Source organism: Streptomyces sp. HD (assembly GCF_028369295.1).
GTDB lineage: Bacteria > Actinomycetota > Actinomycetes > Streptomycetales > Streptomycetaceae > Streptomyces.
The window spans coordinates 63,524-76,507 of sequence record NZ_JAQMYP010000036.1; the positions used below are offsets into that span (position 1 = coordinate 63,524).

Sequence of the window (12,984 nt, forward strand, 5' to 3'; positions counted from 1 at the left end):
GGTTAGGTTGGGGTGCCGGAAGAGGGAGGGTTACGGCCAGGTGGAGCGCAGGACGATCGGCGCGGCGGCACTCGCGGTGGGGGCCGTCGGGCTCGGGTGCATGCCGATGAACTGGGCGTACAGCTCGTCGCGACAGCGGGGCGAGGAGTCGCTCAGGGCGGTGCACCGGGCACTCGATCTGGGCTCGACGCTGCTGGACACGGCCGACATGTACGGCCCGTTCACCAACGAGCTGTTGTTGGGGCGGGTGTTGAAGGAGCGCCGCCAGGACGCGTTCGTGTCGACGAAGGTCGGGCTGCTCGTCGGCGAACAGCACATCGTGGCCAACGGCCGCCCCGGCTATGTGAAACGAGCCTGCGACGCCTCCCTGCGCCGGCTGCAGACGGACGTCATAGACCTCTACCAGTTGCACCGCGCCGACCCCGAAGTCCCCGTGGAGGAGACGTGGGGCGCGATGGCGGAGCTCGTCCAGGCCGGAAAAGTACGGGCGTTGGGGCTGTGCGCGGTGGGCGCGCGGGGTGGCCGTCGCTCCGGAACCCGCCTGCACGACGCCACGATCCGGCAGTTGCAGCGGGTGCAGCAGGTCTTCCCGGTGAGCGCCGTGCAGGCGGAGCTGTCGGTGTGGTCGCCGGAGGCGCTGGAGACGCTGCTGCCGTGGTGCGAGGCGCGCGGCATCGGCTTCCTGGCGGCGATGCCCCTGGGCAACGGCTTCCTGACCGGCACGCTCACCCCCGGCGAGGGCTTCGAGCCGGACGACGTCCGCGCCCGGCATCCGCGCTTCACCGCGGAGATGATGGCGGCGAACCAGCCGATCGTGGCCGGCCTGCGCCGGATAGCGGCCAGGCACGGGGCCGGGGTCACGCCGGCGCAGGTGGCGCTGGCGTGGGTGCTGACCCAGGGGCGGCATGTCATCGTGGTGCCCGGGACCAAGCAGGAGCGCTGGGTGACGCAGAACGCGGGGGCCGAGGGCGTACGGCTGACCGAGCATGATCTGGCCGAGGTGGCGGATCTGCCGGGGGCGCTGGGGTCCTGGGACTGACGTCCGCCGGAGGCCGGGCGGCATCGGGCGAGGCGGTCGGAGCCGGCTGAGAGCCTGGCGAAGACCGGCCGGGACCCGATCCGACCGAGAGCCGGGCGGCATCCGGCCAGGCGGTCAGAGCCGGCGGGGGACTTGGCGAAGACCGGCCGGGACCCGATCCGACCGAGGGGCCGGGCGGCATCCGGCCAGGCGATCCCGGTCGGCTGAGAGCCCGGCGGAGAGCCACGCGGAGACCGGTCGGGGGATCCGATCCGGCTGCGGGCCGGGCTGCACTGATTCGGGGTTCATGGATCGGGAACCTCTGAGGCGCGAGCGGTGTATGAAGAGTAGAACCGGCCGCGTCGAAGGGACCGTGATCGTGCATCGTCGAGCTGTGACGGCCGTATGGGCCGCGGCCGCACTCCTGCTGACGGCCGGCTGCTCCTCCGACGACGGGGGATCACCGGGCGAGGGCGAGAGCGCGGCATCCAGTACCGCCACGGCCGGAGGGGCGTCGCCCACCCGCCAGGCGGCCGAGACCCCACCGGCGCAGGGCTCGGTCAAGGTCGTGCGTACGGTCGCCGAGGGCCTGAAGACGCCCTGGGGTCTGGCGCCCCTCCCCGACGATGACTTGCTCGTCTCCTCCCGCGACGAGGCCACGATCACGCGGGTCGACCGAGAGACCGGCAAGAAGACCGAGCTGGGCGAGGTACCGGGGGTGTCACCCGCGGGCGAGGGCGGTCTCATGGGCCTGGCGCTGTCGCCGGACTACGCCTCGGACCACATGGTCTACGCCTACTTCACCTCGGCCTCGGACAACCGCATCGTCCGCATGCTGTACGACGAGCAGAAGCCGTCCGGCGAGCAGTTGGGCGCGCCCGACACGATATTCAGGGGCATCCCCAAGGGCTATATCCACAACGGCGGCCGGATCGCCTTCGGCCCGGACAAGATGCTGTACGCGGGCACGGGCGAGAGCGGTGACACGGGGCTGTCGCAGGACAAGAAGTCCCTGGGCGGCAAGATCCTGCGCATGACACCGGAGGGCGAACCGGCCCCCGGCAACCCCTTCCCCGACTCCCCCGTGTACTCGTACGGGCACCGGAACGTGCAGGGCCTCGCCTGGGACTCCAAACAGCGCCTGTTCGCCGCGGAGTTCGGCCAGGACACCTGGGACGAGCTGAACGCGATCAAGCCGGGCGACAACTACGGCTGGCCGGAGGTCGAGGGCAAGGCGGACGACGCCAAGTACCACAATCCGCTGGCCCAGTGGGGCACCGACGACGCCTCTCCCAGCGGCATCGCCCATGCCGAGGGCTCCATATGGATGGCCGGTCTGAAGGGCCAACGCCTGTGGCGCATCCCGCTGAACGGCACGGAGGCATCGGCGGCCCCGCAGGCGTTCCTGGAGGGCAAGTACGGCCGACTGCGGACGGTGGTCGCGGCGGGCGGCGACAAGCTGTGGCTGACGACGAGCAATACGGACGGGCGGGGCGATCCCAAGGACGGGGACGACCGGATTCTGGAGGTGCAGGTGAGCTGAGCGGTCCTACTGCCTGCCGTCGTCCTCGTCGCCCTCCTCGGCCGACGCCTCGGGCGGCCGTACGACCACCTTCCCGGACGCGAGATCTATCGGCCCGCGTCCGGGGTCGTTGTCCCCGACGTCCTCGCGGGTCAGTTCCAGGCGGTTCTGTTCGTCGCTGGTGTGCTTGCGGCCAGGAGAGAAGAGTTCTTCGAACGCGTTGAACACTGGACCTCCACAGGGCCGACGTCCCTTACAGCGTATATCTGCGCTTCAGGTCCCGTAGGTGAGCGTTTCGGCCGGAAACAGCCCCAGCCGATGCGCCACCGCGGCCGCCTCGCCTCTTCCCGAGACGCCGAGCTTCCCCAGGATGTTCGAGACATGGACGCTGGCCGTCTTCGGGGAGATGAAGAGTTCCTCGGCGATCTGGCGGTTGGTGCGGCCTGCGGAGACCAGGCGGAGGACGTCCCGTTCCCGGGTGGTGAGGCCTAGGGACTCGGCTGGGTCCGCGGAGGGCGGGTGCGGGGCTGCCGTGAGGGTGAGGCGGGCTCGCTGGGCCAGCTGGGCCGTGGCGTCGGCGAGGGGGTGGGCGCCCAGGTGGGTGGCGGTGGCGCGGGCCAGGCGGAGCAGTTCCGTGGCGCGGGCACGCTCGTCGTCACCGCCGATCGCGAGCAGCGCCTCGGCCAGCCGGTGGCGGACCTGGGCGAGGTCGTAGGGGCGCCCCATCGCCTCGAAGGCGGTGACCACGTCCGACCAGGTGTCGGGGGTGGCCCGGCTCTCTGCGCGATCGAGCTCGGCTCGGGTCCACTTCTCGTAGGCCAGCCACAGGGGCGCGCCCGTGGTGAGCTTGCGGACGGCCGCGGCCAGCCGTTCCAGGAAGGCGTCGCGGCCGTCCTGGGCGGCGGGCAGTGCGCGGGCATCGGCCTCGGCGACGGCGGCGGCCAGCACCACCGACCAGGCGTAGCGCTGGGTGCCGGGCGGGAAGCCGGCGCTCAGGGCCCGGTCGGCTTCCGCTCTGGCGTCGAGGAGGCGGCCTTCGGCGGCGGCTGTGCCGATGGTGAGGCAGGACATCGGGAGGTTGTTCTGCGGCATGGGGTCGTGGGTGCCGTAGGAGGCACGTGCAGCGGCGAGATGGCGGACGGCCTCGGCGACCTCGCCGCGCGCGAGCGCGAGATGGGCGAGGGAGTTGGAGCCCCCGCCGCGCGGCTTGGCGGACTGTCCCGTGCGCTGGGCGTTGACCGCGGCCTCGGCGGCCTCGTCCCAGCGGCCGAGGGATATGAGTGACTCGGCGAGGTTCGCCCAGACCCAGGCCTCGGAGTCGCGCAGGCCCATCTTCTGGGTCAGCCGCAGCCCCTCCTGCAGAAGGCCGACGGAGTCCTCGGAGCGGCCGATGCCTTCCAGGACGGACGGGAGGTTCACATGGCTGCGGCCCACGACGGTGGCGAGGCCTCGGGCCAGTACCTCGTCCCTGACCTCGTACATCTGGGCCAGTCCGGCCTCGATCTGTCCGGCGTCGACCATGAGCCCGCCGAGAGTGAGGCGGGCGTTCAGCTCGATGTCCTCGGCGCCCACCATGCGCGCGTACTCGACGGCCCGTTCGGCGGCGGAGACGGCCTCGGGCCCCGGGTCGCGCAGCATGGACCAGCCGGCCGCGGTGGCCAGTACCTCGGCGTGCACCTCGGACGGTGGCAGACCGCGCACCAACTGCTGGGCGGTGCCCAGTTCCTTCCAGCCGTCGCCGCGGGCCAGGGCCTGGACCAGACGGGAGCGCTGGACCCAGAACCAGGCGGCGCGCAGGGGGTCGCCCTCGTCCTCCAGCAGGTGCAGGGCCCGCTTGGTGATCTTCAGGGCGCGTTCGCGCTCCCCGCACAGGCGTCCGGCGACGGCGGCCTCGGCCATCAGGTCGAGATAGCGCAGGGGTGTGGTCGCGGGGTCGCAGCCGCAGGGCGGGTAGACCTCGGTGTAGTCGACGGGGCGCAGGGCGGCGCGGATGTCCTCGGGGGCGGAGTCCCACAGCTCCATCGCGCGTTCGAGCAGCCGCAGTTGCTCGGAGTGGGCGTGCCGTCGGCGGGCGGTGACGGAGGCGTCCAGGACGGCGGGCAGGGCCTTGGCGGGGTCGTGGGCGTGGTACCAGTAGCTGGCCAGCCGCATGACGCGCTGGTCGGCCGGGACGAGTGTCGGGTCGGCCTCCAGGGCCTGGGCGTAGTGGCGGTTGAGGCGGGAGCGTTCGCCGGGCAGCAGGTCGTCGCCGACGGCCTCACGGACCAGGGAGTGCCGGAAGCGGTAGCCGTCGCCGGCGGGTGTGGCGATGAGGATGTTGGCGTTCACGGCGGCCCGCAGTGCCTCGATGAGGTCGTCCTCGGCGAGCTGGGTGACGGCGGCGAGCAGCCGGTACTCGACGGTGGAGCCGCCCTCGGCGACGATCCGGGCGACCCGCTGGGCGCTCTCGGGCAGCCGCTCGACGCGGACCAGGAGCAGGTCGCGCAGGGAGTCTGTGAGGCCGGCGCAGGAGCCCTCGTGGGCGGCGACGGCGAGTTCCTCGACGAAGAAGGCGTTGCCGTCGGAGCGTTCGAAGATCTCGTCGACCTGGGCCGGGTCGGGTTCGCTGGCGAGGATGCCGGCGATCTGACGGCCGACCTCGGCGCGGTTGAAGCGGCCGAGTTCGATACGGCGGACCGTGCGCAGTCGGTCGAGTTCGGCGAGGAGGGGGCGCAGCGGGTGGCGGCGGTGGATGTCGTCGGAGCGGTAGGTGGCCAGGACGACGAGGCGGCCGGTGCGCAGGGTGCGGAAGAGATAGGCGAGGAGGTGGCGGGTGGAGGCGTCGGCCCAGTGGAGGTCTTCCAGGGCGACGACGACCGTGCGGTGCGCGGCGACGCGCTCCAGGATGCGGGCGGTGAGTTCGAAGAGGCGGGCCATGCCCTCCTCGTCGGACCGGTCCGGGCGTCGGGGAGGGGCCGCGTCGGCCAACTCGGGGAGCAGCCGGGCCAGTTCCTCCTCCTGGCCGGCGGCCGCGGCGGCGAGTTCCTCGGGCAGTTCGCGGCGCAGGGCGCGCAGTGCGGTGGAGAAGGGGGCGAACGGCAGGCCGTCGGCGCCTATCTCGACACAGCCGCCGAGCGCGACGACGGCGCCCTCACGGGCGGCGGCGGTGGCGAACTCCTCGACGAGGCGCGTCTTGCCGACCCCGGCCTCACCGCCGATCACCAACGCCTGCGGGTTGCCTGCGGCGGCTTGGGCGATGTTGTCGTGCAGCGTCTCCAACTCGGCTGCACGACCGACGAACACGGGGCTGACGGACCTGGTCTCCACGGGGCCGAGCATCGCACGCACCGTCGACAGTCCGGCACCGGATTTCTGGAGGCTGCCGCCCCCGGACCCCCGCTTCGGCCCTGAAGGGGCCTTGTCCTCAAACGCCGGACGGGCTGAAAGAAGCCGACCGGGGGCCAGGGAGGAACGTCCCCCGGCCCCCGTGTCCCCCGCCGTCACGCGGCGCGTGGGTGTCGGTGCCTTCGAAGGCGGGACGTATGTGACTCGGCGTCTCCCGTGCCCTCGGCGGAGCGTTCCGTGGCCTCGCGGCGGGCGGCGCGGCGGAGGCGGAGGGCCTCGCGGGCCAGGCGCTCGTGCTCGGCCTTGCGGATCAGTTCGGTGGAACGGAAGTGGTGGATCTCGTACTCGTACATGGTTGGCCCCTCGTTCGGTCCGGTGAGAGTCGGTTTCGCCATCGCTTGCCGCGATGCCTCAACCTTCGTCTCCCAGAGGGGTCCGCCACATCGGGAGAGTTCCGCATCTTCGCCGGTGGGAGGGGCCTTAGACATGCGTGAGGGGCCTCAGGGCGCCGTCTAAGGTGCTTACGGCGACTCTGAGACCCCTCGGGACCTGCGGTGACTCAGCCCACTGACGGCAGGCCGAGCAGCACGTCCGTGTACTTGAGTACGGCCATCAGCAGGCCGATGACACCGAGCGAGACGCCGGCCCAGGCGACCGACTTGATCCACGGGGCCTGCGGCTTGCCGGGCGCCCCGAACGCGGGCCGGGCGAGCACTCCGACACCCACGATCAAGGCGGCCAGCGCGAAGAGGCCGGCGGTCAACGCGGTGGCGTTCCAGGCGTCCCCGTAGCCGCGCTCAAGCAGCTGGGAGACGTTCTGGGAGGACGACGAGGAGGACTCCAGCTGGGCGATGATGTTCTGCCGCGCGGAGGCGACCGTACCGATCCAGCCGCCGGTCAGGGAGACCAGGCCGAGCACCGCGGAGACGACCGCCGCCGCGCCCTGGCCGACGCCGGAGGGACCCGCTTCCGTTGCCTCGGCGGTCACCTCGTCCCCGGCCTCGGCCTCGTCGCCCTCCGCCACCTCGTCGGCGACGCCGGTGGCGGCGGTGGCGGCGGTCGTCTTGACGACGTTCGCCTTCTCGTCGTCGGTCTTCGTCTCGGTGCCCGTCTCGGCCCCGGTCTCGTCCACTGTCTTCGTTCCCATGTCTCGCACCGTACGGACGCTGTCTGAGAAGTCTCTTAATGATCGCTGTGAGCGGCACGCGCGCGTGCCGCACGCCATTCGGGGGCCAGGATCGACCACACCTCCAGGTCGTGCCGCACCCCACCATAGGGGTAGCTCTCCCGCCGTACGCCCTCGCGGGTCATGCCGAGGCGGCGTGCCACGTTCAGGCTGGGTGTGTTCCCGGCGGCGGCGATCCACTCCACCCGGTGCATGCCGCGCAGCTCGACCGCGAAGTCGATGAGGACACGCATCGCGCGTGTGACGAGCCCGCGCCCGGTGGCCGCTGGTTCCAGCCAGCAGCCGACCTCGCAGTTGGCGTTCTCGGCGTCGAAGTTGAGGAAGAGCACCCCGCCCACCAGCTTCCCCGCCAGCCACAGGCCGTGCAGGGACGCGGTGTCGGCGGCGCGCATGTCGGCGTACCGCTGGAGCGTCTCGCGCGCGGAGTCCACGTCGACGGCCTTGGAGCCGAAGGGGACGTACTGGTTGATGAACTCCCTCCCGCGCTCCAGATGGGCCAGGAACTCCTCGGCGTGCCAGGGCTCCAGGGGACGCAGTTCGGCTCCGTCGTCACCCAGCGATATCGCGTACATCCCGCTGCCGCTCCTCCTCCGCCAGCACGTCCGCCACCTCGGCGTCCGTCGCGGCGGCCAGCCTCTCATGGGCGGCGCGGGACTCGGGCGGCTCGATGCTGATGCGGGGCATGCGCTTGTCGAGCCAGCGGGGCAGCCACCAGTTGGCGCCGCCGAGCATGTGCATGAGGGCGGGGACGAGGAGCGTGCGGAGCACGAAGGCGTCCAGGGCGACGGCGGCGGCGAGGGCGATGCCGAACATGGCGATCACCCGGTCGCCGCTGAGGACGAAGGCGAGGAACACCGAGATCATGATGACGGCGGCGGAGTTGATCACCCGGCTGGTCTCGGCGAGGCCGACCCGCACGGCCCGTCGGTTGTCTCCGGTCTCCAGCCACTCCTCGTACATCCGGCTGACCAGGAAGACCTGGTAGTCCATGGAGAGGCCGAACAGCACCGACACCATGATGACCGGGAGGAAGGGCTCGATCGGGCCCGCACGGCCCAGCCCGAGCAGCTCGCTCCCCCAGCCCCACTGGAAGATCGCGACGACGACTCCGAAGGCGGCGGCGACGGCGGCCACGTTCATCGCAGCGGCCTTCAGGGGGATGCCGACGGACCGGAAGGCGAGCAGGAGCAGCAGACAGCCCAGGCCGATGACGACGCCGACGAACAGGGGCAGCTTGCCGACGATCACGTCGGCGAAGTCGTCGTAGCCGGCCGTCATGCCGCCGACCTGCACATCGAGCGAGGTGCCGGTCTCGGCGCGGGGCAGCACCTCGGAGCGCAGCCGGTCGACGAGATCGCTGGTCTGCTGCGACTGCGGGGAGGACTCCGGTACGACGGTGAGGTACGCGGTGTCACCGCCGGAGCTGTACGTAACGGGCGTCACCGACGCGACGCCCTCGGTGCCCCGCAAGGTGGCGTCGAGGTTGTCGAGGGCGAGCTTGTCGTCGCCGCCGTCGACCTCGGTGACCAGGGTGAGCGGGCCGTTCACGCCGGGCCCGAAGCCGTCGGCGAGCAGGTCGTAGGCCTGGCGGGTGGTGGCGGTCTCCGGGTTGTTGCCCTGGTCGGAGGTGCCCAGGCGCAGGCCGAGGGTGGGCAGCGCGAGGACCGTGATGACGGCCAGGGCGATCGCGCCGAGCGCCTTCGGGTGGCGCTCCACGAACGCCGACCAGCGGGCGGCGAACCCGGTCGGCAGCTCCGGCTCGGGCCCGTGCTCGGCCAGCCGGCGCCGCTCGCGGCGGCTGAGGGCGCGCATGCCGATGAAGGACAGCAGGGCGGGCAGCAGCGTCACGGAGGCGGCGACCGTGAGGACCACGGTGAGCGAGGCGGCGATCGCGACGCCGTTGAGGAAGCTGAGCTGCAGGATCAGCATCCCGAGGAGGGCTATGCACACCGTCGCGCCCGCGAACACCACCGCCCGTCCGGTGGTCGCCACGGCGTTCGTGATCGACTCGGTGACGGGCAGCCCGCGTTTCAGCCCGCGCCGGTGCCGGGTGACGATGAACAGCGCGTAGTCGATGCCGACGCCGAGGCCGATGAGCATGCCGAGCATGGGCGCGAAGTCGGCGACGGTCATGGCGTGCCCGAGCAGCGCGATCCCGGCGTACGCGGTGCCGACACTGACGAGCGCGGTGGCGATGGGCAGCAGCGAGGCGGCGAGCGAGCCGAAGGCGAGGAACAGCACGACCGCGGCGACGGCCACCCCGACGATCTCGGCGATGTGCCCGCCCGGCGACTCGGTGAGCCCGACGGCACCGCCGCCCAGCTCCACCTGGAGCCCGTCGGCCTCGGCGTCCTTGGCCGCGCTCACGACGGCCTGCGCCTCGCCCTTGTCGAGGTTCTCGGCGCTGTCGTCGAAGGTGACGGTGGCATACGCCGTGTGCCCGTCCTCGCTGATCTGGGCGGCGCCCTGCTTGTCGTAGGGGCTGCCGACGGCCGCGACGCCGGGCAGGTCGGCGATCTCGTCCAGGGTGTGCGTCATCGTCTGTTCGACGTCGGCGGCGCGCACGGTGCCGGACGTGGTGTGCCAGACGACGGTGTCGCTGTCGCCGCCGAGGCCGGGGAAGCCGTCCGCCAGGAGCTGGGTGGCACGGCCGGACTCGGTGCCGGGGACGTTGTAGTCGTTCGAGTACGCGGTGCCCGTGACGGCGGCGGCCGCGCTCACCCCGCCGAAGGCGAGCAGCCAGAGCAGTACGGCCACGAGGCGGCGTTGGACACACCAGCGTGCTAGAGCTGCCACGAACGTGCTCCCGGGGGACGATTTACGGATCTTTGGCCGGGATCAGTCGTTCATGAAGTGAACAGCCCGCAAAGAACGCATGAGCGATGTGAAGCAAACTCTCGCAGGCCGAGGAGATCGTTTGCCCCATTCGTGCGTTTATTCACAGGAGTGGGAGGCAGATCACAGGACAGTAACGGCCACTCTGTCGTTCCCGAGTGACGCCTTTCACATCAGTCGAACTGATCCCCCAGCGCCATCACCATCACTCCGGTGACGAGCAACCACAGCGCCCGGCGCGTACGCCCCCGCGAGCCGAGGAACGCGGCGAGCGCGCAGACGGCGGCGCCGCAGGCGTAGGCGGCCGGGACGAGGGCCGGGGCGGATCCGGTGGCCCGCATGACCGACGCGGACAGCCCGGCCAGGGTCAGCAGCATCCCGGCGGCAGCGGCCGTCCAGCGGGCCCGCCGCGCCACCTGCGCCGGGTCCTCGTCGTCCTCCGGTTCGTCGACGTGCTCCTCGTCGGGCGCCTCGGTCCGGTCCTCCCCCGTCTCGGATATCTCGGAATCACCACGTCCACTCATGGCGGGCGAGCGTAGCGCGTCGCGCTGAGAAACCTGATGCGGGGCCGTGCGGTCCGCTGCTAGCTTCCGAAGGTCAGCCACTGTGCGGCACATCGCCGCCGACCTGGGCAGGTGCATTGTTTGAGCGTCCGACCGAGCTCCTCCGTATCCCCTTCCGCCTTCCAGGACTCAAGGAGCCCGTTCACCGATGCCAGACATCACCCCGGGGACCTCGAATGAGGACCTCACCCAGCGGCTGACCCACGCCCGCTACCCGCGCAGCAACAGCTACGACATCCGCTGGGTCATCGAGAACCAGATGGGCCCGAACGCACTGTGGCTGCTGGAGTGGCTGGCCCCCGCCCTCGGCCTGGACGCCCTGCGCCCCTGCGCGCGCGTCCTCGACCTGGGCTGCGGCCGGGCGATGACCTCCGTCTTCCTGGCCAGGGAGTACGACGCCCAGGTCACCGCCGCCGACCTCTGGGTCAAGCCCGACGACAACGCCCGGCGCATCGCCGAGGCCGGTTTCGCCGACCGGGTACTGCCCGTGCACGCCGAGGCGCACGACCTGCCGTTCGCCGAGGGCAGCTTCGATGCGATCGTGAGCATCGACGCGTACCAGTACTTCGGCACGAACGATCTCTATCTGCCCACGCTCACCCGCCTGCTGAAGCCCGGCGGGCGGATCGGGGTCGTCGTGCCCGCGCTGCGGGAGGAGCCGGACGGCCTAGAACCGCCGGAGCATCTCAAGCCCTGGTGGGAGCCCGACTTCTGGTGCTTCCACTCCGCCGAGTGGTGGCGGCGCCACTGGACCCGCGGCGGCGGCGTCGAGGTCGAGACCGCCGACTGGCAGCCGGACGGCTGGCGGGACTGGCTGCTGTGGTGCGACGTGATCGCCGAGGAGAGCCCGGAGGAGTTCCATCGCACGATGGCCCGCCGGGTCGGCGAGATGGTGCGCCATGACGAGGGCCGCACGCTGGGCTTCGTACGACTCGTGGGGCGCCGTAAGTGACCCCGTGAGCACGACCACGGCCCCGGAGGCAGTGCCTCCGGGGCCGTACCGTTCTCGGCGCTCAGCCCTCGCTGACGCCCAGCTTCTCCAGGATCAGCTCCTTGACGCGGGCGGCGTCGGCCTGACCCCGGGTGGCCTTCATGACCGCGCCGACCAGGGCGCCGGCCGCGGCGACCTTGCCGGAACGGATCTTGTCGGCGATGCCCGGGTTGCCGGCGATGGCCTCGTCGACGGCGGTACCCAGGGCACCCTCGTCGGAGACGACCTTCAGACCGCGCTTGTCGACGACCTCGTCCGGGGTGCCCTCGCCCGCGAGAACGCCCTCGATGACCTGGCGGGCCAGCTTGTCGTTGAGGTCGCCCTTCGAGACCAGCTCGGTGACGCGCGCGACCTGGGCGGGCGTGATGGCCAGCTCGTCCAGCGACTTGCCCGACTCGTTGGCGCTGCGGGCGAGTTCACCCATCCACCACTTGCGGGCGGCGGCCGCGTCGGCACCGGCGTCGATCGTGGCGACGATCAGGTCCAGCGCACCGGCGTTGAGGATCGCCTGCATGTCGGTGGCCGAGATGCCCCACTCCGCGAGGAGCCGGGTACGACGGGCCAGCGGCAGCTCGGGCAGCGCCGCCCGGATCTCCTCGACCCACTCGCGGGACGGGGCGACCGGGACGAGGTCCGGCTCGGGGAAGTACCGGTAGTCCTCGGCCTCTTCCTTCACTCGGCCCGAGGTCGTGGACCCCGTGTCCTCGTGGAAGTGCCGGGTCTCCTGGATGATCGTCCCGCCGCTGCTCAGCACGGCCGCGTGCCGCTGGATCTCGAAGCGGGCCGCGCGCTCCACGGACCGCAGCGAGTTGACGTTCTTCGTCTCCGAGCGCGTACCGAACTTCTCGGTGCCGTTCGGGCGCAGCGACAGGTTCACGTCGCAGCGCATCTGGCCCATCTCCATCCGGGCCTCGGAGACGCCGAGCGCCCTGATGAGCTCGCGCAGCTCACGGACGTACGCCTTCGCCACCTCGGGGGCACGGTCGCCGGCGCCCTCGATCGGCTTGGTGACGATCTCGATGAGGGGGATGCCGGCGCGGTTGTAGTCGAGCAGCGAGTGCGAAGCGCCGTGGATACGGCCCGTCGCGCCGCCGACGTGCGTCGACTTGCCGGTGTCCTCCTCCATGTGGGCGCGCTCGATCTCCACACGGAAGGTCTCGCCGTCCTCCAGCTGCACGTCGAGGTAGCCGTTGAAGGCGATCGGCTCGTCGTACTGGGAGGTCTGGAAGTTCTTCGGCATGTCCGGATAGAAGTAGTTCTTCCGGGCGAAGCGGCACCACTCGGCGATCTCGCAGTTCAGCGCGAGACCGATCTTGATCGCCGACTCGACGCCGGTCGCGTTGACGACCGGGAGCGCGCCGGGCAGGCCGAGGCAGGTGGGGCAGGTCTGCGTGTTGGCGTCCTGACCGAGCTCGGTCGAACAGCCGCAGAACATCTTGGTCTTGGTGCCGAGTTCGACATGGACCTCAAGGCCCATGACGGGGTCGTACGACGCCAACGCGTCCTCGTACGACACCAGGTCGGTCGTGGTGGTCACGGTGAAAC

11 protein-coding genes are annotated in these 12,984 nt (G+C 71.3%); 3 read left to right on the plus strand and 8 right to left on the minus strand.

What is annotated here, in order from left to right; all coding sequences use genetic code 11:
* Positions 1 to 40 precede the first annotated feature (40 nt).
* Both POF73_RS30315 and POF73_RS30320 read left to right on the plus strand, forming a co-directional pair.
* The gene (locus tag POF73_RS30315; RefSeq protein WP_272121852.1) at positions 41 to 1,039 is read left to right on the plus strand and encodes an aldo/keto reductase; all 999 of its coding nucleotides are present in this window, start codon (positions 41 to 43) and stop codon (positions 1,037 to 1,039) included.
* A 319-nt stretch (positions 1,040 to 1,358) separates the two neighbouring features.
* Positions 1,359 to 2,561 carry a PQQ-dependent sugar dehydrogenase gene (locus POF73_RS30320; RefSeq protein WP_272121854.1) on the plus strand — a complete coding sequence of 401 codons (1,203 nt, stop codon included), beginning with the start codon at positions 1,359 to 1,361 and terminating at the stop codon, positions 2,559 to 2,561.
* A 6-nt stretch (positions 2,562 to 2,567) separates the two neighbouring features.
* Here POF73_RS30320 and POF73_RS30325 read toward each other — a convergent pair whose 3' ends face one another.
* From POF73_RS30325 to POF73_RS30355, 7 genes are all read right to left on the minus strand, one after another.
* On the minus strand, positions 2,568 to 2,768 hold the full coding sequence (locus POF73_RS30325; protein ID WP_272121856.1) for a DUF6191 domain-containing protein: 201 nt from the start codon (positions 2,766 to 2,768) through the stop codon (positions 2,568 to 2,570).
* Positions 2,769 to 2,813: 45 nt separating this feature from the next.
* Complete coding sequence (locus POF73_RS30330) at positions 2,814 to 5,858, minus strand: helix-turn-helix transcriptional regulator (protein WP_272121858.1); 3,045 nt, start codon at positions 5,856 to 5,858, stop codon at positions 2,814 to 2,816.
* Positions 5,859 to 6,019: 161 nt separating this feature from the next.
* Positions 6,020 to 6,217 carry a hypothetical protein gene (locus POF73_RS30335; protein WP_272121860.1) on the minus strand — a complete coding sequence of 66 codons (198 nt, stop codon included), beginning with the start codon at positions 6,215 to 6,217 and terminating at the stop codon, positions 6,020 to 6,022.
* Positions 6,218 to 6,423: 206 nt separating this feature from the next.
* A complete protein-coding gene (locus tag POF73_RS30340; protein WP_272121862.1) occupies positions 6,424 to 7,011 on the minus strand; it encodes a hypothetical protein in 588 nt (195 codons plus the stop codon).
* A 35-nt stretch (positions 7,012 to 7,046) separates the two neighbouring features.
* A complete protein-coding gene (locus tag POF73_RS30345) occupies positions 7,047 to 7,622 on the minus strand; it encodes a GNAT family N-acetyltransferase (protein ID WP_272121864.1) in 576 nt (191 codons plus the stop codon).
* Positions 7,600 to 9,846 (minus strand): MMPL family transporter, encoded by a 2,247-nt coding sequence (locus POF73_RS30350; RefSeq protein WP_272121866.1) that lies wholly within the window; start codon positions 9,844 to 9,846, stop codon positions 7,600 to 7,602. Before POF73_RS30350 ends, POF73_RS30345 begins: the two co-directional genes overlap by 23 nt.
* Before the next feature lie 212 nt (positions 9,847 to 10,058).
* Positions 10,059 to 10,409, minus strand: a complete 351-nt coding sequence (locus tag POF73_RS30355; RefSeq protein ID WP_272121868.1) for a hypothetical protein — start codon at positions 10,407 to 10,409, stop codon at positions 10,059 to 10,061.
* Positions 10,410 to 10,596: 187 nt separating this feature from the next.
* On the opposite strand from POF73_RS30355, the gene POF73_RS30360 reads away from it, so the two are divergent.
* Positions 10,597 to 11,400, plus strand: a complete 804-nt coding sequence (locus tag POF73_RS30360) for a methyltransferase domain-containing protein (RefSeq protein WP_272121870.1) — start codon at positions 10,597 to 10,599, stop codon at positions 11,398 to 11,400.
* A gap of 61 nt (positions 11,401 to 11,461) precedes the next feature.
* Here the strand turns inward: POF73_RS30360 and gatB are convergent, their stop codons facing one another.
* A complete protein-coding gene (gatB, locus tag POF73_RS30365) occupies positions 11,462 to 12,976 on the minus strand; it encodes an Asp-tRNA(Asn)/Glu-tRNA(Gln) amidotransferase subunit GatB (protein WP_272121872.1) in 1,515 nt (504 codons plus the stop codon).
* Positions 12,977 to 12,984: the final 8 nt, after the last annotated feature.